Annotated in this window: 26 protein-coding genes; 12 read left to right on the top strand and 14 right to left on the bottom strand. The window is 60.8% G+C overall.

The window, feature by feature from the left end; genetic code table 11:
- Positions 1 to 74 precede the first annotated feature (74 nt).
- The 13 genes from metB to AC07SZ_RS05385 form a co-directional block, all read right to left on the bottom strand.
- Positions 75 to 1235, bottom strand: coding sequence for a cystathionine gamma-synthase (gene metB, locus AC07SZ_RS05445; RefSeq protein WP_494913618.1), 1161 nt, complete (start codon positions 1233 to 1235; stop codon positions 75 to 77).
- Between the two features lie 41 nt (positions 1236 to 1276).
- Entirely contained in the window at positions 1277 to 1909 is a 633-nt protein-coding gene (locus AC07SZ_RS05440; protein WP_494913616.1) for a peroxiredoxin, read from the bottom strand.
- Positions 1910 to 1939: 30 nt separating this feature from the next.
- The gene (locus AC07SZ_RS05435) at positions 1940 to 3661 is read right to left on the bottom strand and encodes an NADPH-dependent assimilatory sulfite reductase hemoprotein subunit (RefSeq protein ID WP_494913614.1); all 1722 of its coding nucleotides are present in this window, start codon (positions 3659 to 3661) and stop codon (positions 1940 to 1942) included.
- A gap of 9 nt (positions 3662 to 3670) precedes the next feature.
- Positions 3671 to 5518 (bottom strand): assimilatory sulfite reductase (NADPH) flavoprotein subunit, encoded by a 1848-nt coding sequence (locus AC07SZ_RS05430; protein ID WP_494913613.1) that lies wholly within the window; start codon positions 5516 to 5518, stop codon positions 3671 to 3673.
- A gap of 684 nt (positions 5519 to 6202) precedes the next feature.
- Entirely contained in the window at positions 6203 to 6514 is a 312-nt protein-coding gene (locus AC07SZ_RS05425; RefSeq protein ID WP_494913612.1) for a cupredoxin domain-containing protein, read from the bottom strand.
- Positions 6515 to 6525: 11 nt separating this feature from the next.
- Entirely contained in the window at positions 6526 to 7050 is a 525-nt protein-coding gene (locus tag AC07SZ_RS05420) for a DUF4142 domain-containing protein (protein WP_494913611.1), read from the bottom strand.
- A 114-nt stretch (positions 7051 to 7164) separates the two neighbouring features.
- A complete protein-coding gene (locus tag AC07SZ_RS05415; protein WP_494913610.1) occupies positions 7165 to 7845 on the bottom strand; it encodes an RNA polymerase sigma factor in 681 nt (226 codons plus the stop codon).
- Positions 7846 to 7904: 59 nt separating this feature from the next.
- A complete protein-coding gene (folE, locus tag AC07SZ_RS05410) occupies positions 7905 to 8492 on the bottom strand; it encodes a GTP cyclohydrolase I FolE (RefSeq protein WP_494913646.1) in 588 nt (195 codons plus the stop codon).
- A gap of 539 nt (positions 8493 to 9031) precedes the next feature.
- Positions 9032 to 11050: a hydantoinase/oxoprolinase N-terminal domain-containing protein gene (locus AC07SZ_RS05405; protein ID WP_494913608.1), complete on the bottom strand. Its 2019-nt coding sequence runs from the start codon at positions 11048 to 11050 to the stop codon at positions 9032 to 9034.
- 5 nt (positions 11051 to 11055) lie between these two features.
- A complete protein-coding gene (gene fdxA, locus AC07SZ_RS05400) occupies positions 11056 to 11394 on the bottom strand; it encodes a ferredoxin FdxA (protein WP_199645973.1) in 339 nt (112 codons plus the stop codon).
- A complete protein-coding gene (locus AC07SZ_RS05395; protein WP_494913606.1) occupies positions 11391 to 11786 on the bottom strand; it encodes a group III truncated hemoglobin in 396 nt (131 codons plus the stop codon). Before AC07SZ_RS05395 ends, fdxA begins: the two co-directional genes overlap by 4 nt.
- A gap of 35 nt (positions 11787 to 11821) precedes the next feature.
- Positions 11822 to 12520 carry a CBS domain-containing protein gene (locus AC07SZ_RS05390; RefSeq protein WP_156394359.1) on the bottom strand — a complete coding sequence of 233 codons (699 nt, stop codon included), beginning with the start codon at positions 12518 to 12520 and terminating at the stop codon, positions 11822 to 11824.
- Positions 12521 to 12531: 11 nt separating this feature from the next.
- Positions 12532 to 13011: a hypothetical protein gene (locus tag AC07SZ_RS05385; RefSeq protein ID WP_056566988.1), complete on the bottom strand. Its 480-nt coding sequence runs from the start codon at positions 13009 to 13011 to the stop codon at positions 12532 to 12534.
- A 245-nt stretch (positions 13012 to 13256) separates the two neighbouring features.
- On the opposite strand from AC07SZ_RS05385, the gene AC07SZ_RS05380 reads away from it, so the two are divergent.
- From AC07SZ_RS05380 to mnhG, 8 genes are all read left to right on the top strand, one after another.
- Positions 13257 to 13640 (top strand): XRE family transcriptional regulator, encoded by a 384-nt coding sequence (locus AC07SZ_RS05380; protein ID WP_244493962.1) that lies wholly within the window; start codon positions 13257 to 13259, stop codon positions 13638 to 13640.
- Positions 13641 to 13738: 98 nt separating this feature from the next.
- Positions 13739 to 13945: a hypothetical protein gene (locus AC07SZ_RS05375; RefSeq protein ID WP_199645854.1), complete on the top strand. Its 207-nt coding sequence runs from the start codon at positions 13739 to 13741 to the stop codon at positions 13943 to 13945.
- A gap of 302 nt (positions 13946 to 14247) precedes the next feature.
- The gene (locus AC07SZ_RS05370; RefSeq protein WP_494913603.1) at positions 14248 to 17166 is read left to right on the top strand and encodes a monovalent cation/H+ antiporter subunit A; all 2919 of its coding nucleotides are present in this window, start codon (positions 14248 to 14250) and stop codon (positions 17164 to 17166) included.
- A complete protein-coding gene (locus tag AC07SZ_RS05365) occupies positions 17166 to 17507 on the top strand; it encodes a Na+/H+ antiporter subunit C (protein ID WP_056566997.1) in 342 nt (113 codons plus the stop codon). The genes AC07SZ_RS05370 and AC07SZ_RS05365 overlap by 1 nt, the downstream gene beginning before the upstream one ends.
- Entirely contained in the window at positions 17507 to 19153 is a 1647-nt protein-coding gene (locus tag AC07SZ_RS05360) for a monovalent cation/H+ antiporter subunit D (RefSeq protein ID WP_494913601.1), read from the top strand. The genes AC07SZ_RS05365 and AC07SZ_RS05360 overlap by 1 nt, the downstream gene beginning before the upstream one ends.
- The gene (locus AC07SZ_RS05355) at positions 19150 to 19635 is read left to right on the top strand and encodes a Na+/H+ antiporter subunit E (protein WP_056567003.1); all 486 of its coding nucleotides are present in this window, start codon (positions 19150 to 19152) and stop codon (positions 19633 to 19635) included. The genes AC07SZ_RS05360 and AC07SZ_RS05355 overlap by 4 nt, the downstream gene beginning before the upstream one ends.
- A complete protein-coding gene (locus AC07SZ_RS05350; protein ID WP_494913599.1) occupies positions 19632 to 19913 on the top strand; it encodes a K+/H+ antiporter subunit F in 282 nt (93 codons plus the stop codon). The genes AC07SZ_RS05355 and AC07SZ_RS05350 overlap by 4 nt, the downstream gene beginning before the upstream one ends.
- The gene (mnhG, locus tag AC07SZ_RS05345) at positions 19910 to 20299 is read left to right on the top strand and encodes a monovalent cation/H(+) antiporter subunit G (protein WP_056567009.1); all 390 of its coding nucleotides are present in this window, start codon (positions 19910 to 19912) and stop codon (positions 20297 to 20299) included. Before AC07SZ_RS05350 ends, mnhG begins: the two co-directional genes overlap by 4 nt.
- Before the next feature lie 7 nt (positions 20300 to 20306).
- Here mnhG and AC07SZ_RS05340 read toward each other — a convergent pair whose 3' ends face one another.
- Entirely contained in the window at positions 20307 to 21164 is an 858-nt protein-coding gene (locus AC07SZ_RS05340) for a universal stress protein (RefSeq protein WP_056567016.1), read from the bottom strand.
- Between the two features lie 509 nt (positions 21165 to 21673).
- Between AC07SZ_RS05340 and rnk the strand changes: the two genes are divergently transcribed.
- The 4 genes from rnk (at position 21674) to AC07SZ_RS05320 (ending at position 24255) form a co-directional block, all read left to right on the top strand.
- On the top strand, positions 21674 to 22138 hold the full coding sequence (gene rnk, locus AC07SZ_RS05335; protein ID WP_056567019.1) for a nucleoside diphosphate kinase regulator: 465 nt from the start codon (positions 21674 to 21676) through the stop codon (positions 22136 to 22138).
- 161 nt (positions 22139 to 22299) lie between these two features.
- A complete protein-coding gene (locus AC07SZ_RS05330; RefSeq protein ID WP_494913596.1) occupies positions 22300 to 22863 on the top strand; it encodes a GreA/GreB family elongation factor in 564 nt (187 codons plus the stop codon).
- A gap of 95 nt (positions 22864 to 22958) precedes the next feature.
- Positions 22959 to 23087 (top strand): hypothetical protein, encoded by a 129-nt coding sequence (locus AC07SZ_RS05325; protein WP_256753415.1) that lies wholly within the window; start codon positions 22959 to 22961, stop codon positions 23085 to 23087.
- 342 nt (positions 23088 to 23429) lie between these two features.
- A protein-coding gene (locus AC07SZ_RS05320) for an IS5 family transposase (protein WP_494913594.1) occupies positions 23430 to 24255 on the top strand; the annotation gives its coding sequence in 2 pieces (ribosomal slippage) (positions 23430 to 23693 and positions 23695 to 24255; 825 coding nt in all).
- Positions 24256 to 24769: the final 514 nt, after the last annotated feature.

Below are 24769 nucleotides of genomic sequence, written 5' to 3'. Positions count from 1 at the left end.
GCCCAGCCAGCATCTTGAATCACAAAATCACCTCGGCGTGAATCCCAACCGATTCAAATCAACAGCAACACGCTCTAACCAGCGGCTTTGGCAAGCGCCAGCTCAAGGTCGGCGATCAGATCAGTCTCCGCTTCGAGGCCGACCGATAGCCTCAGCAGGCTGTCGCTTATTCCGGCGACCTTTCGGGCCTCGGCGCCCATTCCCGCATGGGTCATGGTAGCCGGATGGGCAATAAGGCTTTCGACGCCGCCGAGAGACTCGGCCAGCGTGATGACTTCGACCGCTTCGACGAAGCGCCGAACCGCCTCAACGCCTCCAGCCAGTTCGAAGCTCAGCATCGCTCCGAACCCGGCTTGCTGAGCCTTGGCGATCGCATGGCCTGGATGGGATTCGAGACCCGGATAATGGACCGCGCTGACTTGTGCCTGTCTTTGCAGGAATGCGGCGACCGCCGCTGTGTTGGTTTGCTGCCGCTCGATGCGCGGGAACAGCGTGCGAAGGCCTCTGAGTGTCAGGTAGGCATCGAAAGGCGCACCTGACACGCCGGTGATCTTGGCCCACTCGGCGAGTGCGTCCACATCGCCCGCTTGCGTCGCGACAATGGCGCCCCCTACCACATCGGAATGGCCATTCAGGTATTTGGTGGTCGAATGGACGACGAAATCCGCACCCAGCGCGATCGGCCGCTGTAGAGCCGGCGACAGGAAGGTATTGTCTACGGCAACCTTCGCGCCGACGGCTTTTGCTTGAGAAGCGATCGAGCGGATGTCGACGACGCGCATCAGTGGGTTGCTCGGTGTCTCGATGAGGACGAGAGCTGGCTTCCTCGACAACGTTGCGGACAAAGCTGCTGTGTCGCCCTGATCAACAAAGAGGACGTCGAAATGCCCCTTGTCGCGACGCACCGAGAGCAGACGGTAGGTGCCGCCATAGCAATCGTGCGGCGCAACGACGAGATCGTCTCGCCCCAATTGCCCAAGCAGCAGGTCGACCGCCGCCATTCCGGAGGAGGTGACGACCGCACCGGCGCCACCTTCGAGCCTGGCCAGCGTGTCGGCCAGCATGTCGCGGCTCGGATTGCCGGCTCGCGTATATTCGTAGCGCCCCGCCTGGTCATAGCCCGGAAAAACGAAGGTGCTCGAAAGATAAACCGGCGGCGTGACCGCACCGAAGCCACGGTCGGCAGCAATGCCGTTTGCCGCCGCAATGGTCTGTGGATCTTTGGGCTTTGTCATGACGACTATCTCCCACTAGACGAGCCAAGGTTGGTCGGGAATCAGTTCGGCAGCTGGACCATGCGCAGATAAGGCCGCAGCTCCTTCCAACCCTGGGGGAATCGCTCCTTCGCCTGCTCGTTGGTGAGACTTGGCGAAATGATCACCGGCTGGCCCGGCACCCAGTTCACCGGAGTCGAGACCTTCTGGGTGTCCGTGAGCTGCAGACTGTCGATGGCGCGCAGGATTTCGGAAAAATTGCGACCGGCACTTGGTGGATAGGTCAGGCTGAGGCGGATTTTCTTGTTTGGGTCGATGACATACACCGCACGCACCGTCACATTCGGATCAGTCTCGGCGTGGATCATGCCGTAGAGGTTAGCGACCTTCTTGTCGGTATCAGCAAGCATAGGAAAATTGAGTGCGTGCCCTTGCGTTTCCTCGATGTCTTTTTCCCAAAGATTGTGGGCCTTCACATCGTCGACCGAGAGGCCAAGCGGCTTGACGCCACGTTTGTCCCATTCCGGCTTTAGACGGGCGACTTCCGCCAGTTCGGTGGTGCAGACCGGTGTGAAATTCTTCGGGTGGCTGAAGAAGATACCCCACGAATTGCCCAGCCATTCGTGGAAGCGGATTTTTCCCTGCGTGCTTTGCTGCTCGAAGTCCGGAGCAATCTGGCCCAGTTGCAATGACATGATTTCGTCCTTCCTGTTGATCTTGAAGCGTCAGTCGTTAAAATGCCGGCCTTCCTTGACCTCCGCGACATAGCCGGCGCGGATGGCGAAATCGCCGAAACGCTCGCGTGACTGCCGATCCCGCGCAAAGTGCGCGATCACCTTCCCCAGCATGTCGAGAATGGCGGCTTCGCCGACGTTCTCGAGAACCATTTTGTTCAGCCGCTGACCGTGAAAGCCGCCACCGAGATAGAGGTTGTACTTGCCAGGCGCGCGGCCGGTCAGGGCGATCTCAGCGATGTAGGGACGCGCGCAGCCATTGGGGCAGCCGGTCATGCGAACGGTGATCGGCTCGTCCGTCAGGCCATGTGTGGCCAGGATGGTGTCGATCCGATCGATGAGGCCGGGCAGATAGCGCTCGCTTTCGGCCATGGCGAGACCACAGGTCGGCAGCGCTACGCACGCCATCGAATTCAGGCGCAACCCACTTGCCCCGTTTAGACGGTCGAGCCCGAATTTCTTCATGAGACGTTCGATGCCAGGCCGGACCTCCGGCGCGATATCGGCGATGATCAGGTTCTGGTTCGGCGTGATGCGGAACGTGCCCTCGTGAATGCGGGCGATGGCGCGCAGGCCATCCATGACAGTGCCGATGACACGGCCGTTCTCGATGAAGAGGGTGCAGTGCTCGCGCCCGTCCTCTCCACGCGTCCATCCGATCGGGTCACCGTTCGATATGAATTCGTACGACCGAGCTGCCGCCAGCGAAAAGCCGAGCCTTGCCTCGATCTCGGCCTTGATCCAGTCGAGGCCTTTGTCGTCGATTGTGTATTTGAAGCGTGCGCGGCCACGATCGACCCGGTCGCCATAATCGCGTTGCACCTGCATGACCGCGTCGCAGACCTGCAGCACCTTGTCGACGTCGGCGAAGCCGATCACGTCGGCCAGCCTCGGATAGGTCTTTGGCGCCTGGTCGGTGCGGCCCATGCCGCCGCCAATGGCAATGTTGAAGCCTTCAAGCTTGCCGTTGTTCGCTATGGCAATGAAGCCCAGATCCTGCGCGTAGACGTCAATGTCGTTGATCGGCGGAATGACGAAGCCGATCTTGAATTTTCGCGGCATGTAGGTGCGGCCATAGAGCGGTTCTTCCGGCCCTGAAACCTCCGTGCGCTCTTCGCCATACCAGATCTCCCGATAAGCCCCTGTCTTGGGTATGGCGTGATCGCTGGCGCGCTTGGCTAGCGCGTAGACCTGGGCGTGCAATGTTGAGAGCTGAGGATTGACCGAACACATGACGCCACGGGAATCGTCGCCGCAGGCTGCCTTGGTGTCCAGAAGCACGCCGCGCAAACCCTGCATGGTCGATCGCAAATTCTGCTTCTTGACGCGATGCAGCTGGAACGTTTGACGCGTTGTCAGCCGCAGCGTCTCGCCTGCATAAGCGCGCCCAAGTTCGTCCAGCTTCAGCCATTGGCTGGGACTGCAGACCCCGCCTGGCAGACGGATCCGGGCCATGAAGGTGTAGGCCGGCTCAAGCTTTTGACGACGGCGTTCGTCGCGGATGTCGCGGTCGTCCTGCTGGTAGAGACCGTGGAACTTCATCAGCTTGATGTCATCGCCGGGCACGGCGGCGGTGAGCTCTTCGGCGAGGCCCGCCGCTATGGTGCCACGCAGCTGATCGCTGTTCGCCTTCATCCTCTCGTCGGGGCCGAGTTTTTCCAGCGGCTGCGAGAGGTCTCGGCCGCGGTCCGTGTTTGACTGGTGCACTGTCATGCGCGAACCTCAATAGACATCGATCTGGTAGCGGTGATCGCGCTGCAGGGCGCCGAGATAGTCGACGGCTTCGGCCTTGCCGCATGCCCGCTGCTGTTGCACCACACCAACAAGAGCGGCGTGCACGTCGGGCGCGAGATGCGTGCCATCGCCGCAGACGTAAACATGCGCGCCCTCCTCCAGCCAGGCGTAGACATCGCGCGCGTGCTCAGTGAGGCGGTGCTGGACATAGGTCTTGGTGGCGCTGTCGCGGGAGAAGGCGACGTTCATCCGGCTGAGCACACCATCCTTCTGAAAACCCTGCCACTCGGTCTGGTAGAGGAAATCGCTGCTGAAATTGCGTTCGCCAAAAACGAGCCAGGATTTACCCGCGGCTCCTTTCGCTTCGCGTTCCTGCAGGAATGCGCGGTAAGGTGCGACGCCGGTGCCTGCCCCAATCATGATGATGGAAACGTCACCGTCCGGCAGTCGGAAATGCGGGTTGGCCTGGACATAGACCGGTATCGTCGTGTCCGGTGCGCCACGTTCTGCGAAGTGCCCAGAAGCGACGCCCGCACGCGGCTGACCGTGCAGATCATAGCGCACGGTGGCGATCGTCAGATGCGCCTCGTCGGGCACGGCGGAAGGACTCGATGCGATCGAATAGAGCCGTGGCTGCAAAGGTCTCAGTCCTGCGGCAAAGGTTCGCGCATCGATTCCCGGAACCGGGAATTCGCGGACGATGTCGATGACCTGATGGTGACGCAGAAACGTGGCGCGAGCCTGAAACTGGTGCTCGCCACGCAATTCCTGAAGCTTGCTTGCGCCTGTGAGTTCTGCCCAGTGATCGAGGAAACGCGGCGTGGCGGCGGTGATTTCCAGGTGCTCAGTCAGAGCGCCACCGAGCGTGGTCTCGAGCCCCTTGACGGACAAGTTTGCGTCGGCGCCCAGGTACAGCTTATCTAACAGCATTTCGACCAAGGCCGGATCGTTGCGCGCCATGACGCCAAGTGCGTCACCCGGTTCGAATGCAAGTCCCGAGCCCGCCAGCGACAGTTCGATATGTCGGGTTTCCTTGGACGATCCGCGTCCAGTGAGTACAAGATTGTCGATGATGGCCGCTGGGAATGGCGTGCGCTTGTCGAATGTCGGCGCTTCAACCACTGCCACCGAAGATGCGCTTGCAGGACCAGCCGCCCTGTTTCGCGAACCTGGTTCGCAAGCGGCTGGCGCGAGATTGGTGACGGCAGCGGCGATCCAGCCGGCGGCTTGATCTTCATAATCAACGTCGCAATCGACCCGGTCCTGCAGTCGCACCGCGCCGAGTTCAGCCAACCGCTTATCTAGGCGTCTGCCGGCTTCGCAATAGCGTTCATAAGTGGAATCGCCGAGTGCCAGCACGCCATAACGCACGCCTTCGAGGCGCGGCGCCTTTCGGCTCTCAACGAATTCGAAGAAGCCCATGCCTGAAAGCGGCGGATCGCCCTCGCCGTGGGTACTTGTGACGATCAAAATGTCCTGCTCGTCCTTGAGCTTGCGCGGCTTGTAGTCAGCCATGTCAACCAGAATTGGCTCAAGTCCTTGCCTGCGGACGACTTCGCCAAGTGTCTTGGCGAGGCCGGAACTGTTGCCGGTCTCGCCGCCGAAAATGATCGTCAGCGACCTTGAGGAAATCGCTCGCGGCGTGACCGACAGAGAGTGATCAGATGGTGAGGGGGAAGCAATGTCTCCAAGCAGTGAGCGCGCGCCGTGATCGATCCCGGCGAAATAACCGCTGATCCAGAGCCCCTGTCCTGGCTTCAGCGAGATCGTCAGGGCGTTAATCCGCTCCCATTGCTCGGCCGTAAAGCCTGGGCCAGGAAACTCCAATGCCGTCATCTGATCGCTTCCTTCGGCACAGTCCTGGCTGTGCTTTTTGCCTAACTAGAGAGCGTGCCGAAGGCTCGTGTCCGAGAGCCCTGCCGACTACCAGGCGCGACCATTGCATTTGAGTTTTGGCGAAGACAAACGAATGATATTGCTAGTTTGATGCAAGAATTTTGTTGCAAATGACTGTTTGAAAAGCCCATCCTGTGATTGTTGCGATCACGTATCGTTCCTTCTAAAAACGATGCCTTCCGTGGTCGAAAAATGCGTTTGACCGATTCCCGTTTTTTGCTCTGTTGAGATAGCGCGCGCACGTAACTCGCGTTTTTGCGCATGCTTAGCTGCGCAAAGACACCCGGTCGCTAGAAAGCTGAACCCGACGAGTCAGAGGAAACCTTTGACCGCATACTGAAGAAGGTGGCGAAGTCCACGCTGCCGAAGGAAGACAAGGAAGCGACAGAGTAGAGCTTGGCACTTCCGGCGTCTGACCCTCGTTTCGTTCTGCGGCGTGAGAAGCGGTTCGCCTAGCGGTAAATCCTTCTGCTGGTCCTTTGAGCGGCCACCTTTGATTGGTAGCCTGGATGAAGGCGACGATCGGATTTCTTCTGCGTGCCAGCCAGCGCAGCATGCCAACTTGAGCACGAACCACCTCCAAGATTGTGGGATCGCGGCCACTGCCGCGATCCCACGCTCCTGCTATGGTGTCACCGCGATGTGGCCCTTCATGTTGGGGTGGAAGCGGCAGAAATAGTCGACCGCTCCCGCAGCCTTCAATGTCAGGCTTGCGGACTTCTTCGGCGGGATCATCACCTCCCAACCGCCCTTGACGGTGGCCGTGTGGGCGAACATGTCGTTGTTCACCCACTCGATCGTGTCGCCGACTTTCGCCTCGACGGTGGCTGGCGAGAACACCAGCTTGTCGATGGTGACCTGGATGGTTTCGGCCTTCACCGGCGCAGCAATGACTGTCAGCGCCAGTGCAATCCAAAGATGACGTTTCGGCACCATCAGCGCCGGCCTCATTTCAGCATACTGGCGACGTGTTCGGCATGCTGCTCATGGCCCTGGAATATCTTCAGGCCGGTCTCCAGCAGGCTCTTCAGTTCGGCATTGCTGGCTGACGGGATGAGCAGCGTTTCGAGAGCGCCGTCGACCTGCTTGTGATAGGCCACCTCGTTGTCGACATAAGCCTTGTCGAAGGCCGCGCCCTTGAGTTTGGCGAGTTTGGCCCGCTCCTCCGTCGCGGCTTTGGTCAGCGCCTTGCTGGTGGCGTTGTCTTCCGGCGTCACCTTGAGTTTCTTGACCAGGTCGAGCGCCTGCACATTCACCGCCTCATGGTCGCGCACCATGTCCTTAGCGAACGCGAGCACCTCTTTGTTCTTCGACTTCTTGAGCGCTTGCTTGGCCGCCTCGACATCGATCACGCCGGCTGTGTAGGCAATGTGGGCGATCTGCGGGTCGGTCGGTTTGTCGGCAGCTTGTGCGAGCGGGGCAGTGCCGAGCAGAAGCAGCACGGCCAGGGTAGCTGTGTGACGAATAAGCATGAAATCTCCTTCTCCGGACGCGGGAAGCGCGCCGGCCAGTTTTTTCGGTTGACGGTCATTGGATGCGGGGCGGCGGCAAACGTTCCCGCAAAAATCGGCTGAATCTGACGAGGGTCAGCCTTCCAGGCCGAGCCGCTTCATCACGGCAGCTGTCAGCCGTTCGCAGCGCCGGCCGGCGAAGGGGAAGGCCTCGAGCAACACTGGCCCGATTTGGTCGTCCAGCGCTTTGCGCAGCAGGGCGCGGGCGCGATGCAGGCGGGTCTTGACGGTTTCGGGCCGCACGCCGAGTAGTTCTGAAGTCTCTTCAATGCTCAGGCCCTCGATCACCCGCGCCACGAACACCATCCGGTAGAGATCTGGAAGGCTGTCGGTCGCGCGTTCGACAAGGGCCAGGATCTGCCGTTGCGCCATCGTCCGCTCCGGATCGTCGCTGGGGTTGAGGGGAAACTGGATAATCTCTGCCTGCGGGTTCTGGGGCATCGCCACCGTTCGCCGTCTTTTACGCAGCCGGCCGAGCGCTTCGTTGATGACGATGCGCGACAGCCACGTGCCGAGCGAGGCATCGCCGCGAAAACTATCGAGATGGGCAAAGGCCCTGACATAGGCCTCCTGGACGATGTCCTCGGCCTCGCTGTCATTGCGCACCACGCCGCGCGCGATGCGGTAAAGCCGCTGGTTATGCGTCTTGATGATGGTGCGGAAGGCAGCGCCGTCGCGCGCCATGGCGCGGTGTGCCAATTCCAGATCGCTAGAGGCAGTAATGATTTCGGTTGCGTCTCGCCGAATGTACGACATGAGCAGTCTCCTTGCCCTTCAATAGATGGGTCTCAACAACAAGGGTTCCCGAAAATTCGTCACACCGGAATCGACGACAGGAATTCGCGCCTCAGATCAACGTTCGTCTCGAAAGCGCCCAGCATGCGTTTGGTGACCATGCGGGTGCCGTGCGCGTGGACGCCGCGCGATGTCATGCAGCCATGCTCGGCAACAAGCACGACGGCCACTCCACCCGGCTGCAGGGCATCCTGGATAGCGCGGGCGATGTCATCCGTGAGCCGCTCCTGCATCTGCAGGCGGCGGGCGCAGGCTTCGACAACTCTTGCCAATTTGGAGATGCCCACCACTCGGTTGACGGGCATGTAGGCGATGTACGCCTTGCCGTGGATTGCGGCCATGTGGTGTTCGCAGAAAGAATGAAACGCTATGTCGTGCAGTTCGACCGCCTGGTCATAGCCGCCGATCTCATCGAACGTCCGTTCGAGCAGCCTCACAGGATCTTGCCGATAGCCGGCAAACCACTCTTCATAAGCCCGCACAACACGCGCAGGAGTATCGACAAGCCCGGGCCGGGCCGGATCGTCGCCGGCCCATGAGATCAACGTCCTGACCGCGGCCTCTGCATCGAGGCGCGTCGGGCGGGCACGGCCGACTGTCCTGGGCATCCCGTTTCCCGCTGAACTTCCGTGGGCGGAGACGCCGTCTTCGGCGCCGTCCAGAATTTGCGAATGCAGGTCCATCGGTCTCTCCAGTTACACGCTCGAAACCATTGGATGCGCCTATCGTGGATTGGTTCCCGACGGGCACGACACAGGGAGGAAGGCTCCCACCCGTGGCGGACCACGGGAACTTTCCGAAAAGCGCGGCATCCAATTTCATGTCTGGCGCATCGTCGACGCACGCCGTCAGGATCGTGAAGGAGAACCAAGATGGCATCGAAACAGTCCGTGGAAACCGACCCCGACCTCGCTGTTGGTGTGTTCATCGTGGCAATCGCGATAATGCCCATGCCGCCGGTCAGTTGGTGGTCCTGGTACGCGTCGGCGACCATTTGCTGGCGGTCGACAGCACATGCACCCGCTGCGAAGCCCCGCTGGCGTGCGGAGTATTGATTGGCACCAGGCCTACATCGGTCTTCGGATCGGCGAAGGGCTCCAGCGTGCGTAACGTGCCGGCCGTGGCCACAGGGCGGCCCCGATCTAGGTCAGGACGCGATACGAGGCCGCCCGGTGGCTGTCGCGACGACGATGGCTTCCACGAAACTGCGCTCGCCTTCGATTGTAGCAACCCTTATGTCCCGTGCGATTTCGATTCGCGCCTGATCGGTCCCGGCGCGCTCAGCAAGACCTGCCGCCAAGGCACGAATGTGGGCTTCGGCGGCGGCCATTGCTTCGTCCTCGGTATCATAGTCGTCCAGCCGCTCGCCTGAATTCAGACGGAAAAGCCCGATCTCGGGTTGGCTGACGCGCGCTTCCGCTGACATCCGCACCTGCCCGACGACGGCACCCAACGCATTTGCGACATCGGCGTGTTCGGCGATGCTGCAGTCATTGCCGATCAATTGCGGTAGACCGGCATAATGGAGCGCGGCGGAGGCCCCTAGGCCAATCACCGGCCGGTCGAGTGCGATCGACAACTGCGCCATGCCACCTCGTCGGCCAACCGCACGCTGAACCAGCGGATTGGCAACAGAGACGCCGCCGTCCAGCCCGTCCTCGGCAAAGACTGTTTCAAGAATGGCTTCGGCAGAACGCCGGGTGACGGCTATGAGGACCATCTCGGAAAATGCTTCTGCGCCTTTGGCGATACGATGCCCCTGGCCGTCGCGCTTGCGTGCGAACAATTCGGCGCCCAGTCGAGCGGCGACAGGATCCCAGTTGTCCTGCCGACCGAGCACATGGGCCGCATCGGATGGCGTGAAGCCCGCGATATGCACCAGACCGCGCGCGACCAGGCGATTGAGTGTCGCGACCTGTGACGTCGATACGAGCAGCCGATCAAGCGCTGCGGGAATTGCCGAAATGTCAGCATAGAGCCGCTCCTCGGTAACTGTCAGGCCCGCAGCCATGCGCTCGGGCACTCCTGTGCGCAATGCAAAGCGGCCGTCCAGCCGGCTGGTGTTAGGGCTGAGCAATTGCCGCTTGAGGCCTTTGTATATGGCATCGTCGTGCTCCACCGCGGCCAGCGCTAGCGGCACGAGCCGACGGGGGCCGAGAACGATCGTCGAAGTCAGCGACCGCTCATGGAGCGAGACTTCCGAATCTCCACCGAGGCCAAAGGTGCGCATGGCGACGGCTTCCACCATGGTTCGCATTCCGCCGACGGTAGCGCCTTCCGGGTCGAGCCGCAGGCGGCCGCCGTCCAGAACGGCGATGTCGGTGGTGGTGCCGCCGATGTCGGACACCACCGCATCATCGATGCCGGTCATGTACCGCGCCCCCACCAGGCTTGCCGCTGGTCCTGACAGGATGGTCTCGATCGGCCTGGCGCGAGCGAATTCAGCGGTGATAAGCGCGCCGTCGCCGCGCACGACCATGAGCGGAGCGACGATCCCGCGTCTTGCCAGAAAGCCCTCGGTGGCGTCGACAAGGCGATCGATCATCGAGATCAGTCGCGCATTGAGAAGCGTGGTCAGCGCCCGACGCGGACCGCCGAGTTTCGACGATAGTTCGTGTGAACAGGTCACCGGAAGCCCAGTGCGCTCGCGGATGACGTCACGTACCGCGATCTCATGTTCGGGATTGCGAACCGCAAAATAGGAGGCCACGGCGAAGCCTGAGACCGTTTCGGCAAGAGACGGCAAATCGGCCGCGAGAGCGTCCAGCACCAGATGACGCGGATCGCCATGGACGTCGTGTCCGCCCGGGCAGAAGATCACGGGATCGGAGCCGAGGGCTTTTGATAATCCGTTCCGGGCAAGATCGGCTTCAGCGAAGCCGATCATCACCAGCGCGACCCGTCCGCCCTGCCCTTCGACGAGGGCGTTGGTTGCGAGCGTGGTCGACATCGAGACGAGCTTGATCGCGCCTGGTTCGATGGCAGCCTCGGATAAAACGGCGTCGACGGCGCCGGCGATGCCCTCGGCAAGATCGTGCCGCGTGGTCAGCGATTTGGCCTTGGCCACGATGCCTGTAGATTCCGACCACAGCACGGCATCGGTGTACGTGCCGCCGGTATCGATGCCCAGATACAGAGGTGACGGCTGGTGCGCATATGCGTTCATTTTGATCAATCACCAAGCCCGGGTTCAGGCGAGAAATATTTCGCGAGCTTGTTTGCTTCGCCGTCGTACGCCTTGGCGTCGGCGGGCGGATCACGCTTGGTCGCAATATTAGGCCACACAGGCGCATACTTAGCATTCAGCGCGAGCCAATAGTCGAGACCAGGCGCGGTGCCGGGAAAAATGGCCTTCGCGGAGCATTCGGGTTCGCAGACGCCGCAGTCGATGCATTCATCGGGATGGATGACGAGCATGTTCTCGCCTTCGTAGAAACAGTCCACGGGACAGACTTCCACGCAGTCCATGTATTTGCATCTGATGCAATTGTCAGTGACCACGAACGTCATGCGGCGTTTCTCAGCCATGGCCGTTCAGGGCGATAGAACAAGAACAGCTTCAGACTTTCAGCTATGTGAGCGGCCTTCAGCCAACAGAGTCCCGCAGTCTCGCTGTCCAGCAATTCGTCACAACTGTCGCCAAACAAGGCGAGGCACCGGTCGAACAGACCGATCTCCAACCCGCCCATGTGCGTGCGGACCGCGAGGAGACTTCCCTTGTAAGACCCGGTGGTCAACATGACCGAGGACCAGAAATCGTACATCTTCGCCAGATGCGTTTCCCAATCGCCGGCAACGACACGCTCGAAAATCGGCTCGAGATCCGCGTCGGCGCGGATCTTGCCGTAGATGGAGTCGACGAGTTGTCGAATCTGCTCTTCGGAAATCGGGACTGTCTGCATCAAGGGCATACTCTGGTCCAGCGCTATCCGCCCCTTCAGACCACGACATAGGTCATATCGAGGGGAATGCGGTGATCATCAATAGCCCGCACGCCAGCGGTGTTTTCAGCCAGGATGAGCGAGGCTTTCCGCTCCTGCTCCGACAGGTAAGCTCCCCAGAAGGTGACCACGCCGTTGGACACGGTCACGTCCGAGCTTCCGGTCGAGGGCCACGATTCGGATCGCAAGGCGTCAACAATCTCCAGCCTGATGCTGCTGTCGTCATGCGAGACCGGAGCGCGCCAACCTTTCCTGGCAACGACCAACGCTCGCACTAGATTGGCGCGACTGACGATCCCCACCACCTGTCCGTCGCGAAGCACCGGGACACGCTTGATCCGATTGTGTTCAAGCAGGGTTGCGATCTCGACGACTGGCGTACTCTCGACCACCGTCGCAACCTCCTGCGTCATGACGTCGATCACATGCTCGGAATGAGACTTGACGTAGCCTTCCGCTTGAGCCGCGTTGTTGGTGAAAAACCGGAGCCACCCGGAACGACCCTGCGGCGCCGTACCGATCTCCGCCCGGCGGATCAGGTCTCCTTCACTGACGATGCCCAGCAGCGCACCTCGATCAATCACCGGCACGGCGCTGATCCCGTGCGACAGGAGAATATCGGCGACCTCATCCACCGTACTGTCAGGCCCTACCGCGATGACCGGCGACGTCATGACGTCCTTGGCGATCAGCATTTCGTTCTCCTTCACCGGTCTGCAGGCGGCAGGACCGGCGGCAAGGTCGTTCCAGAGCCTTGCCCGTTGCCAGCATGGCGATGGATCGCGCGATAAAACTCCGTTGCATGGAAAGCGTACGCTTCCAGATCGGCCGGATCGCCAGCGAACAGCCCCATATCCTCGGCTTTCCGGAAGAACCAGGGAGCGGGCAAACCGGGATCGAGCGCCTTCACGGCAACAGCCGCAAGCAATGGCAGGCCTTCGTCCGCATCGTCGTCCATCAGTTGTTCGAGTGCACCCCGGATCACGCCTGTTGCTTCCGAACCAGCCATGCTCTCGACCAGTCTTGCATAGGTGATCGGCAGCCGGGTCTGTGCTTGCAGGAGCAGTTCCTCGCGCAGCCGCGTTTTGAGAGCGTTGTCATCCGCAGCTGCGATTGGGATGTCGTCAACCGACCACATGACGCCGAATGTCCGGGCCGGAAAGTATTCTGCCGAAATCGTGTTCAAGCCTGTCCATTATCATCATCGCCGAGCCCAAGGTGCCCTTCGCGCGATATCGCCAAGAGTTCCCCCTGGCGTTGAGACGTGCTGGCACCCGATCCTGTCAATTTCGCTACGGCCGAGCTTCCCTTATCCTTGCCTGCAAGACAAACGAAATTTATTGCCGCTTTAGCACAATTATTTTACATCGAGATTTCATTTGCGGTGAGTGGCGCAGCCCTTCCCTTTTCGGTTTCGATATGCACTTTTGATTGGATGAAGCTGCGCACCCGGAGTGTCCTGGCTTTCAGCAAGCGGTGATTTCGGGCCCGAAAACGGTAGCAGGAGATTTTATGATGATCACTGGTGCTCAATGCCGTGCCGCTCGCGCGCTGGTCGAATGGACCCGTGATAAGCTCGCCGGCAATTCAGGCGTGGATGCGTTGGTCATCGAAGAATTCGAGCGCCGGATCAACCTTCCCGACCAGGATATCTGCGACACGCTGCAAACCGCGCTTGAAAGTGCCGGCGCCGTTTTCATCGCCGAGAACGGCGGCGGTGTCGGCGTTCGCCTGAAACTCAACCGCTCCGAAGTCAGACGAATCGGCGTTTTAGAAAATGAAGGCGGCATCGTCGGAACGGACGCCGTTCCATAGGTCCAAGGTCTTCGAAGCCCGAAGGATCGACGCTCGCAGTCCGCTGCTGGGCAGTTCAGACCCCGCTTGGCTGCGCAGGCGCAAGCAAGGAGTTCTTCATGACGGTTATCTGGGACGATCTCACCGAGGACGAGCAAACGGCACTCAAGCGAATGAACCGCGGACCTTACCCGTCTCTATCGAAAGCCTTGGCCGAACGCCTTGTTTTTCGCGGACTGGCGGAAGAAAGACCGGGCGGAACCGGGATAAACAGGGCTGGAAGAGAGCTGGTGATAGGCACCTTGCTTGGCGCCCGCCGCGACTAGGCCTGCGTCAAACGGACTGGATAACATCTAGCGACAGGTGCCGCTGGCGGCATGCCGGAAGCAGCTGAACTCCACCTTCCTCGGAGAGTCCCGACAGGGGCTCCCAGCACGGTACAGTGCGTGGGACGCGAAGCCCTGATCGTTGTCAGCGAGTTCTCCAAGCTGCTCCTGCCTCCAGCTGACTCATCCTCGCGCGCCGCGCGGTTGTTCCGGAGTAACGCACCAATCGATGCCTTGCCCAATGTCATCGGAGAACCATAATGGGCCGAGCCGGGCAAGACGATGACATTGGGCAGCAATAGATGACAGACGACACAGCGCTGATTCTGATGATCGTCCTGCCTTTCGCAGGCAGCCTTGCAGCTATCATACTCCCGACAAACGCGCGCAACGCCGCAGCGATTCTCGCCGGCGCAGTCGCTTTTGTCTGCTTGGGTCTGGCGGTTATGTTTTACCCGTCCGTTCTCGACCGAGGTGTGGTCCGCAGCGATATCGAATGGCTTCCCACGCTCGGCCTTGATTTCACCTTGCGAATTGACGGATTTGCCTGGCTGTTCGCCATGCTCATAAGCGGCATCGGTTTCCTCGTCGTCATCTATGCGCGCTACTACATGGCGCAGGAAGACCCGGTCCCAAGGTTCTTTTCGTTCTTGCTCGCATTCATGGGATCGATGCTCGGGGTCGTCATTTCCGGAAACTTGATCCTGCTGGTTGTCTTCTGGGAATTGACCAGCATCTTTTCCTTCCTACTGATCGGCTACTGGCACCACAACGCCAGCGCCCGCGATGGCGCTCGCATGGCGCTGACGATTACCGGCATCGGGGGCCTCGGTCTGTTGGCTGGCTTCCTCTTGATCGGCCATGTCGTTGGAAGCTACGACCTCGATCATGTTTTGGTCTCGGGCGACCTTATCCGCTCCCACGAACTCTATGTGCCTATCCTGGTTCTTGTTCTTCTCGCGACGCTCACGAAGAGCGCGCAGTTTCCATTCCATTTCTGGCTGCCCAACGCCATGGCCGCGCCCACCCCGGTCTCGGCCTACCTGCACTCGGCGACCATGGTGAAGGCCGGCGTGTTCCTGCTGGCGCGCCTGTGGCCGGTGCTTGCAGGGACATACGAATGGTTCTGGATCGTCGGCCTTGCCGGCATGATGTCTTTCGTTTTGGGAGCCTATTTTGCGATCTTCCAGCGCGACATAAAGGGTTTGCTGGCCTACTCGACCATCAGCCATCTTGGCCTGATCACCATGCTGCTCAGCCTCGGCAGCCCCCTGGGGGCGGTCGCCGCCATCTTCCACATGATAAACCACGCCACGTTCAAAGCCTCGTTGTTCATGGCCGCCGGCATCATCGACCATGAGACCGGCACGCGCGACATGCAGCGGCTGGGCGGAATTTTCCGCTTCATGCCCTACACCGCGACGCTCGCCATGGTGGCAAGCGCGGCCATGGCAGGCGTCCCCCTCTTGAACGGATTTCTCTCCAAGGAGATGTTCTTCGCCGAGGCGATCACAACGCACGCCGATTCGATTCTCGATACCGTCGCGCCCTATGCGGCGGTCCTGGGCGGCGCTTTCGCAGTTGCCTACTCGGTACGCTTCATCCACGGCGTGTTTTTCGGACCGCTGCCGGCTGATCTGCCTCGCGAACCCCACGAACCGCCGTTTTTCATGCGGTTTCCGATCCAACTTCTTGTCCTCGCCTGCCTCCTGGTTGGGATCGTTCCCGGCCTGACCATTGGCCCGTCCCTCCACACCGCCGTCACCTCCGTCCTGGGACCCGCAACGCCGCAGTACAGCCTGGCCGTTTGGCATGGGTTCACAATTCCGCTGTTCATGAGCATGTTGGCGCTCGCCGGGGGCGCAATCCTCTATCTGCTGCTGAAGGATTATCTGGCGCGCTGCGAGGATGGGCCGCCCTACTTCCGCCGCCTCAGGGGCCAGCGCGTCTTCGAGCGCGTGGTGGTGGCGGTCTCGTGGAGAGGTGCCCGCTTCATGGAAAGCCATCTTGGGACGCGTCGGCTCCAGCCGCAACTTCGTTTGCTGGTCGTCGTGGCCTTCATCGCCGCCTCATGGCCAATTTACAGGCTAGGTCTCGATCCCGGTCGGATAACAGCCCAAGGCGTCGACGTCACCTTCGCCGGCCTCTGGGTGATTGGCGTCGTGTGCGCCCTTGGCGCTGCGTGGCAAGCCAAGTTCCACCGGCTGTTCGCTCTTATCCTGCTCGGTGGAGCGGGACTGGTCACCTGCATCACCTTCGTCTGGTTTTCCGCGCCAGACCTCGCGCTCACTCAACTGCTCGTGGAGGTGGTGACCACGGTTCTCATCCTTCTCGGCCTGCGCTGGCTGCCGAAGCGTTTCGAAGACGCCGTGCCCAGCTTGGTCACGCCGGCGGCAAGACTACGCCGCTACCGCGATCTGGCCATGGCTGTGGCATGCGGTACCGGCATGACGATTATCGCTTATGCGGTCATGACACGGTCCCCGCCGCCCACTATCGCCGACTTCTTCCTGAAAAGGGCCTATTCGGAAGGAGGCGGCAACAACGTCGTCAACGTCATCCTGGTGGACTTCCGGGGTTTCGACACGTTCGGCGAGATCACTGTTCTCGGCATCGTCGCCTTGACGGTGTTCGCCCTGTTGCGTCGGTTCCGGCCGGCGCCCGACAACGTGGAATCCCCTGAACAGCAGCGCGTCCAGGGGGCATTTGACGAAGCCCGGCCCGACCGCGAGGCGGGCGATACGGTGAGCGACTATTTGCTGATCCCCGCGGTGATCATGCAATGGTTGTTCCCGGTGATCATCGTGTTCGCCGCCTACCTGTTCATGCGCGGCCACGACCTCCCCGGCGGCGGCTTTGTCGCCGGCATCGCTTTGGCCGCCGCCTTCATTTTGCAATATCTGGCAGCGGGCACACGCTGGGTTGAAGACAGGTTGCGCGTCCTGCCGGTGAACTGGATCGGCTTCGGGCTTCTCCAGGCGGCCCTCGTCGGCGCGGGCTCCTGGCTGTTCGGATACCCTTTCCTGACCTCGTATTCCCGCTATGTCGAACTGCCGCTGATCGGTTCCGTGCCGGCCGCTACCGCGACCCTTTTCGATCTCGGCGTCTTCTCGCTCGTTCTCGGTGCGACCGTGCTGATGCTGGTCGCTCTCGCTCACCAGTCCATCCGCCGACTGCGCGCATCAAGGATCGCCGCGCAGGGCAACGAGGAAATCGCATAGTGGAGCTTATCCTCGCCATCGGGATCGGCGTGCTGACAGGGTCCGGCGTTTGGCTGTTGCTGCGGCCGCGGACCTTTCAGGTCATCGTCGGCCTGTCGCTCATCGGCTATGGCGTCAACCTGTTCATCTTCTCGATGGGCAGACTTAGGGTGAATACGCCGCCCGTTCTCCAGTCCGGCGCGGTGGTCAACCCGGCGGACTACGCCGACCCGATACCGCAGGCGCTCGTTTTGACCGCGATCGTCATCGGCTTCGCGACAACTGCCTTGTTCCTCGTGGTGCTGCTCGTATCGCGCGGCCTGACGGGCAGCGACCATGTCGACGGCAGGGAGCCCAATTGATGGAAACGGCAGGTCATCTCATGATCATGCCGATCGTCCTGCCGCTGGCGGCAGGGGCGTTTCTGCTGCTGCAGGACGAGCGTCGCCATCTCATCAAGGCCGTGATCAGCATCGGCTCGGCACTTGCACTGATGGCCATCGCCATCGGCCTGCTCCGCTCCGCCGACAATGCCACTGCCTCGTCCGGCGCGGTAACCACCAGCGTTTACCTGCTCGGCAATTGGCCGGCGCCGTTCGGCATCGTGCTCGTGCTCGACAGGCTGTCTGCATTGATGCTTGTCCTGACCAGTGTACTGGCGCTTGCTTCCCTGGTCTTCTCGCTGGCGCGCTGGCACAAGGGAGGTCCGCATTTTCATACGCTCTTCCAGCTTTTGCTGATGGGGCTGAACGGGGCGTTTCTCACCGGCGACCTGTTCAACCTGTTCGTCTTCTTCGAGGTGCTTCTGGCTGCATCCTATGGTCTCGTTCTGCATGGCTCGGGACCGCTCCGCGTCAAGGCGGGCCTGCACTACATTGCAGTCAATCTCGCGGCTTCCTCCCTGTTTCTGATCGGAGTCAGCCTGATCTACGGCGTGACCGGTACGCTGAACATGGCAGATCTTGCGCAGCGGATTCCAGCGGTGCCGGCGCAGGATCGAATGCTGCTCGAAGCAGGCGCCGCCGTCCTCGGTATCGCCTTCCTGGTCAAGGCAGGCATGTGGCCTCTGAGCTTCTGGCTGCCGGGCGCCTATTCAGCGGCAGCGGCCCCGGTCGCCGCGATCTTCGTGATCCTGACCAAGGTCGGCGTCTACGTCCTCCTTCGGCTCTCCCTGCTGCTTTTCGGCATGGACGCCGGCGCCACAGCGGGCTTTGGCGACTCGTGGCTACTGTTCGGCGGCATGGCCACCATCGCCTTCGGCGCTATCGGCGTGCTGGCGTCGCAGGCGATGAGCCGGCTCGCCGGCTTCAGCATCCTGGTCTCATCCGGCACGCTGCTGGCCGCGATCGGCATGGCCGACGCGAGGGTCACTGCCGGAGCCCTCTTCTACATGGTCAGTTCAACCCTGACGATCGGCGCGTTCTTTCTCCTGATTGAACTCGTCGAGCGGGTGCAGGACCCAGCCGCAAATGTTCTATCGGTGACCATGGAAGCCTATGGCGACGAGATGGAGGAGGACGTGGCAGAGCAGGAGGAAGTCGGCGTTGCCATTCCCGGCACGTTGGCCGTTCTCGGCATCTGTTTCGCGGCATGCGGCCTCTTGCTCGCGGGCCTGCCACCGCTTTCGGGATTTGTCGGAAAGTTCGCGCTGCTGACCGCGATGGTGCGCCCCGATCCGGTGGGGGGCGGCGGCGCAATCGCGGATTCGACATGGATCCTGGTCGCGTTGCTGATCCTGTCCGGCCTTTGCGCCCTGATTGCGACGTTGCGCGCTGGCATCCAGATTTTCTGGGCACCGATCGAAGGCACCGTGCCGCGCGTGCTGCTCCTGGAGATCGCGCCAGTCGCCCTCCTGCTGATGCTCTGCCTGGTGATGACGGTCCAAGGCGGACAGATGATGCGCTACATGGATGCGACGGCCCAGTCCCTGCATTCGCCAGGGAACTATTTGCGAGATGTTCTGTCCGCCAAGCCGATATTAGGCCCCAACGCGCCGAGGGACAAATGAGCGCCTTCCTGCCCTATCCGCTGCTGACCGCGGCGCTGCTCGTCATGTGGCTGCTGCTCAATGGGCTGTCCGTCGGCCAGGTCATTCTCGGCGGCATGATCGCTCTTGCAGCGTCCTTGGCGACGGCAGCGCTTCAACCCGCCAAACCGAAAATACGGCGCTGGGACATGATCCCGCAACTGGTCCTGATCGTCCTGGCGGACATTCTTCGCTCCAACATCGCCGTGGCGGGCATCATAGTGCAAGGAAGGAGGCATAAGCGCACATCCGGCTTCGTAATGATCCCTCTGGAACTGCGCGATCGGACTGCGTTGGCCGTACTCGCCTGCATCATCACCAGCACGCCCGGTACTGCCTGGGTCGAATATCATGCCGGTAGCGGCCGGCTTCGGATCCATGTTCTCGACTTGGTCGACCAGCAGGCGTGGATCGACCTGATCAAGCAGCGTTACGAACGGCGGTTGATGGAGATTTTCGAATGAGCGGCGTCATAATCGCATGGTCCGTCACCATCGCTCAATTGCTTCTGGTCGCCGCCATGGCATGCGCTCTGCTACGCCTCTTTCGGGGGCCCCGCGCCCAAGACCGGATCCTGAGCTTCGATGCCCTCTATGTCGGCGCCATGCTTCTGTTGCTGACCTTAGGCATCCGTGCCGGCAGCACGGTCTATTTCGAGGCCGCCCTCGTGGTCGCGCTTCTCGGCTTTGTCTCGACCGTGGCGCTGGCGAAATTCCTCATGCGAGGCGAGGTAATAGAATGACACCTCCAGCCGACCTGCCGGTCTGGGCGGCTCTGCTCACGGCGTTCTTCCTGCTCCTGGGATCGGCGCTGACCCTGCTCGGGTCGGTCGGGCTCCTGCGGTTCAGAAGCTTTTACGAACGGATACACGCGCCGACGCTGGGGACCACCTGGGGTACGGGGGGTGTTCTAACCGCCTCGATCATCTTTCATTCAGTGCTTCAGTCGAAACCTGTCCTGCACGAGATACTGATCGCACTGTTCGTGACTGTCACGACACCGGTTTCGCTTATGCTCCTGGCGCGCGCGGCGCTCTACCGGGACCGCAGCGAGGGCAACGTTGGCGTCCCGCCATTCGAGGCGGCCGCAGTATCCCAGGACGAACAACGACGATCATCCAACACGTAGGCCTCGATCAATTTCGGATGGGCGGCACGGCAAAGACATCCACGTCGACCGATCGCAGAATGCTTTCCGTAACGCTTCCCAGAAGTACCTTGATGAGGCCCGTACGGCCGTGCGTTCCGATAACCAGAAGATCGGGCGCCACCTCCTTGATCGCCTCCATGATCGCTTCGACGGGGCCTCCTTCCTTGATACGCAGCGACCAGTTATCGACGCCAAAGTCGTTCGCTTCCAGAAACGCGACCAGTTCCCTGCCCACCTGCAAACGTTCTGTCGCCACGTAGCGCGCGATCTCGTCCTTGCCTATTCCAGCATTTGACATTTTTCCCTTGGCGAACGCATCGAAACCGTGGACCAGCGAAAGACTGGCGTCGCCAATCAGCCCAGTTTCCCTCGCCGTCCTGATCGCGCGCGCGGACGGCTTGGACATGTCCACGGCGGCCATCACCTTTTTGTACGAATGTTCTACTTCTGCATTCACCATGAGCACCGGGCATGGTCCTGTACGGATCACCCGTTCGATGGTCGTTCCGACAAAAATATCGCGTAGCAACTGCTTGCGGTGCGCGCCCATGACGATGAGATCGATCGAACGCGCCTCGGCCGCCTTCAGAATGCCGTCGAACGGATCGCCGGCGACAACCGCGGAATTACACTGAAGTCCCTGCAGTTCGACGATCGAGGCCATTTGTTCTTCAAGATATCTCTGCGCCTCGCGTCTTTCTAGTTCGAGCATGCCTGAGGGTTGGTCATCGTCGACGACATGGACGAGTGTGAGTTCCGCGCTGACGTCGCGAGCCAAAAGACCGGCCCGCCGCAATGCCCGCTGTGAACGTGTTGAAAAATCTGTCGCCGCAAGGATTTTCATTGTCAGCTCCGTGTTCTTCGTTCGCGAGGTTGTAACTCCCTCGGCAGATTTTTTGATAGTTGGTGATCTAAGTTGACGAGCTCGCGCATATCCTGCGTGCCATCCTAGGCGGCTGCTCCCTCATGCCGCAAGCGCTGCTGCCCCAATCAGGACGTTGCCGAGATCCCTCCGGAAGTGCTCGATCCGCCGGCATCAGGGATCAGGCTGGCGCCGGTCGCCTTGACTTCGCGGATTACTTCACCAACTATAGCCTTATGAGCACCGCCGCCAAAATCCGTCGCGATTTTCTTTTCCGGGTTTGCCCCATAGCGGGATCGTAACCCCCGGCTCGGCTGCCATGCACGCCCCGAGCCGAGGGGTGAACATGTAAAATCGACATGTGACATTGGCGCAGGGCCGCATCGGTCCCTGCAGTAACGGCGCATCCAGCAATAAATTTCCGTCGCACTGACAATCGTCGGCGATCCCGTGGAGGGTCCAGGACGCGAGGCAGAAACATGAGTATTCAAATGCAAGATAACAAGAAAACCCGGCGCAAGCCGAACATCCGCATCTCACGGTCGGATCACGCACGTTTGTCGGCCCTGGCGAACACCGTTGCCGCCCGGAATCCGGAGGCGGCAGATGAGCTGCTCGCCGAACTCGAGCGCGCGCGCATCGTCGCCGATGGTTGGGTCTCAGCCGGCACCGTCCGGATGGGCTCGACTGTGACTTTCAAGCCCGACACCGGCGATCGGAAAACGGTCATGCTGGTTTTTCCTGGCGATGCAGACATCTCAGAAGGCAAGGTTTCGATCCTTACGCCGATTGGCACGGCCCTGATCGGTCTCTCGGCTGGGCAGTCGATCATGTGGACCGCCCGGGATGGGCGTCGGCACGAATTGCTGGTGCTTGCGGTGAGCCAGCCCGCTCCGGAAGGCGATATAGCTGATCGGCGCGTGCCAGCGTCATCGACAATTGCGGCGAGCGTCTAGACATGGGCGTCTCCATCCGTCTCCTCAATCACGCGGGCAGCCTGATCGCGGGAGTGTAACCCCTGCGCCGGCCTATTCTGGCCCGGCACAGGGGTAGCTTTCCACATCCGATCAATTGCTTGACGCCGGATCCCTTTCACGGGCCCGGCCGGAGACGCGCCATGTCCACTTTCGATAGCTGCCACCTGACCACCAAGGACTACACGATACTTGAAGTGATGCAGGAGCGCCTCCCTGCCTGCGGCGATGCCTTCTCGGCTATACTTCAACGGAAGATTTCGAGCGCGGTTGTAATGTTTCGGGAAGACATCCCGGCCACCGTCGTGACACTCAGTACCCGCGTGGCTTATCGGGTGAACGACGGCCCTACCGAAACCCGCATCGTCGCACATAACGAGATGCGCGGTCTGGTTGGCATGCTTTTGCCGATCACCAATCCGCGCGGCCTTGCGCTGCTTGGTCTGGCCGAAGGTCAGTCCATGTCCATCCCGACAACGGACGGCGGCGTTGAGACGCTGACTGTGCATGAAGTGGTCTATCAGCCAGAAGCCGCAAGGCGCGAGAGACTGAAGCTGGCGGGGGGTGCCGCGCCGGGCTCGTGGCAACCGGAAGGACCGGTTCTGCGCGTCGTCCATCGTTCCGATGAGGTGCAAGACAAAGCGGCAAACCAAGTCACGGCGGCTTTCGACACCGGGTTCGACGACCCAGGTCCGTCAGCCGCATGAAAGCTCGACAATCGCGAAGGCTGCGAAGGCGGATAGACAAGCATTCCGTCAGCCGTTGCCTGTACCAAGTGAGTTCGACAAAATAGGATCTGATTATGGACGATTACGACAACCAGAAAGGCGCCAAGCCTGAAGATGTGCGAGCCGCGTTGAGAGGCTGGGCATTCTTCGCCGTTCTCATGACCGGAATCTTCGGCCTGGCCTACGCTTTGATCGAAATGTAAATGACCGACGGTGCCAACCAGCTAGACGGCTTGCCTAGATCGGCACGCCGTTGGCGCCGTTGTTGTCATTGCAGTCTCTGCGATGCCGGCTTGGACCGTTCTCCGGAACCTCCTCTCTAGGTGCTACCCAGCCGTAGGGGAATGGCGGCGATTGCTCTGCATTGTGAGAAACTAACTAACCTTGCGCGAAGAATTCGGCGTCGTCCACTTTGTTGGTTCTTCTTCCGACGCCACTGGTGACGCTAATTTAGTGTCTGACCCAGAACTCGGCGTTGAGGAAAAGGTGGTGATATCAGGCAGATGTGATTCAGTCGGAGTTGCGAGACAACGACGGAGATCACCATGTGGACCGATGCCACCCGGGCGCAGCATGCGCGAACTGGGCTGCGCCTGCCAACTGATTTGACGGATGCGGAATGGCTGGTGCTGGAGCCGGTGATGCCGGCGGCCACGCGGCTTGGCCGTCCACGCAAGTGGGGATGGCGCACGCTGCTCGACGCGATGCTGTATCTTTTGCGCGGTGGCCTACCCTGGCGGATGCTGCCGCCTGGGCTGTTTCCGCCGGTTTCGACGATGCAGCGGTGGTTTTATCGTTGGCGGGACAATCGGCTTATGGCGTGCAATTAACCACGCATTGGTCATGCTGGTTCGCGAACTGGAGGGTCGGGAGGCAAGTCCGACCGCTTGTGTCATCGATAGCCAGTCCGTGAAGACCGCCGAGGGAGGCGGTCCGCGGGGCTATGATGCCGGCAAGCGCATCAAAGGACGCAAACGTCATATCGTCACCGACACGCTGGGCCTGATGCTCGATGTGGTCGTCCATACCGCAGACATTCAGGATCGCGATGGCGGCCCGCTGCTTCTGCAGCGGATACGTCGCCGCTTTCCGTGGCTATCACACATCTTCCCCGATGGCGGGTACGCCGGCGACCAATTCGCCGGAAAGGCTGCGAAGACAGGCGAATGGACGATCGAGATCATCAAGAGGTCGGACACCGCCACGGGGTTCGTTTTGCTCCCTCGCCGCTGGGTTGTCGAACGGACCCTTGCCTGGCTCAATCGCAATCGCCGGCTCGCGAAGAACTTCGAAGCAACGATTGAGAGCGCAACTGCCTGGATCTTCCTCGCATCCGTCCAACTCCTCACCCGCAGAATCGCAAACTACTGATTTCACGCAGTTTTGGATTGTGAGTCAGACTCTTAGGCCCGGTTTCTAGTTCGCCGCCTGCGTCGCGCTGGCGTTTCGTCCACTTCCGCGCTAGTGAACACCGCCGCCCGTCGGGGACAGTTCTCCAGAAGTCTCATTTCGAGGACACAGGAACCAAGCGGGGCCTATAGGTGCATTCGAGTATGCGGGATCTGGTAAGCGCTGATGCCCTGCTTGGAGATGCACGTAAGGTGGAAGCCACTTGGTCAGCGGCAAATGCTCACCTCGAAGATTGAGCCAATGCGGACGGTGAATTGCGAACGGCAAGCGCCCCGAGCGTACCGGAAAATTCAGGCTCGGCGACCATAGCCTGCTTATTGACGCGATCGGCAAGAGCCATATTTCCATGGAAAATTTTGCCTTGGCGATGGTCGATGAACTGGAGCAACACGAAGCACAACCGCCGCAGCCTCACCATCAGCTACTGAACAAGGATTCGACATGGAGAAATCCTTCATCGAACAGCAGCGCAGGC

This window comes from Mesorhizobium sp. GW821-FHT07A06 (assembly GCF_059419085.1).
This window is presented reverse-complemented; position numbering and strand designations above follow the sequence as displayed.

Bases quoted from the DNA above. Each gene is read 5' to 3' on its own strand.
- AC07SZ_RS05325 (WP_256753415.1), top strand. From the start codon at position 22,959: ATGGACGATTACGACAACCAGAAAGGCGCCAAGCCTGAAGATGTGCGA.
- AC07SZ_RS05435 (WP_494913614.1), bottom strand. From the start codon at position 3,661: ATGACAGTGCACCAGTCAAACACGGACCGCGGCCGAGACCTCTCGCAG.
- AC07SZ_RS05360 (WP_494913601.1), top strand. From the start codon at position 17,507: ATGGAAACGGCAGGTCATCTCATGATCATGCCGATCGTCCTGCCGCTG.
- AC07SZ_RS05375 (WP_199645854.1), top strand. From the start codon at position 13,739: ATGACGGTTATCTGGGACGATCTCACCGAGGACGAGCAAACGGCACTC.
- AC07SZ_RS05415 (WP_494913610.1), bottom strand. From the start codon at position 7,845: ATGTCGTACATTCGGCGAGACGCAACCGAAATCATTACTGCCTCTAGC.
- AC07SZ_RS05355 (WP_056567003.1), top strand. From the start codon at position 19,150: ATGAGCGCCTTCCTGCCCTATCCGCTGCTGACCGCGGCGCTGCTCGTC.
- fdxA (WP_199645973.1), bottom strand. From the start codon at position 11,394: ATGACGTTCGTGGTCACTGACAATTGCATCAGATGCAAATACATGGAC.
- AC07SZ_RS05370 (WP_494913603.1), top strand. From the start codon at position 14,248: ATGACAGACGACACAGCGCTGATTCTGATGATCGTCCTGCCTTTCGCA.
- rnk (WP_056567019.1), top strand. From the start codon at position 21,674: ATGCAAGATAACAAGAAAACCCGGCGCAAGCCGAACATCCGCATCTCA.
- metB (WP_494913618.1), bottom strand. From the start codon at position 1,235: ATGACAAAGCCCAAAGATCCACAGACCATTGCGGCGGCAAACGGCATT.
- AC07SZ_RS05330 (WP_494913596.1), top strand. From the start codon at position 22,300: ATGTCCACTTTCGATAGCTGCCACCTGACCACCAAGGACTACACGATA.
- AC07SZ_RS05440 (WP_494913616.1), bottom strand. From the start codon at position 1,909: ATGTCATTGCAACTGGGCCAGATTGCTCCGGACTTCGAGCAGCAAAGC.
- mnhG (WP_056567009.1), top strand. From the start codon at position 19,910: ATGACACCTCCAGCCGACCTGCCGGTCTGGGCGGCTCTGCTCACGGCG.
- AC07SZ_RS05420 (WP_494913611.1), bottom strand. From the start codon at position 7,050: ATGCTTATTCGTCACACAGCTACCCTGGCCGTGCTGCTTCTGCTCGGC.
- AC07SZ_RS05405 (WP_494913608.1), bottom strand. From the start codon at position 11,050: ATGAACGCATATGCGCACCAGCCGTCACCTCTGTATCTGGGCATCGAT.
- AC07SZ_RS05350 (WP_494913599.1), top strand. From the start codon at position 19,632: ATGAGCGGCGTCATAATCGCATGGTCCGTCACCATCGCTCAATTGCTT.
- AC07SZ_RS05340 (WP_056567016.1), bottom strand. From the start codon at position 21,164: ATGAAAATCCTTGCGGCGACAGATTTTTCAACACGTTCACAGCGGGCA.
- folE (WP_494913646.1), bottom strand. From the start codon at position 8,492: ATGCCCAGGACAGTCGGCCGTGCCCGCCCGACGCGCCTCGATGCAGAG.
- AC07SZ_RS05430 (WP_494913613.1), bottom strand. From the start codon at position 5,518: ATGACGGCATTGGAGTTTCCTGGCCCAGGCTTTACGGCCGAGCAATGG.
- AC07SZ_RS05390 (WP_156394359.1), bottom strand. From the start codon at position 12,520: ATGCTGATCGCCAAGGACGTCATGACGTCGCCGGTCATCGCGGTAGGG.
- AC07SZ_RS05425 (WP_494913612.1), bottom strand. From the start codon at position 6,514: ATGGTGCCGAAACGTCATCTTTGGATTGCACTGGCGCTGACAGTCATT.
- AC07SZ_RS05395 (WP_494913606.1), bottom strand. From the start codon at position 11,786: ATGCAGACAGTCCCGATTTCCGAAGAGCAGATTCGACAACTCGTCGAC.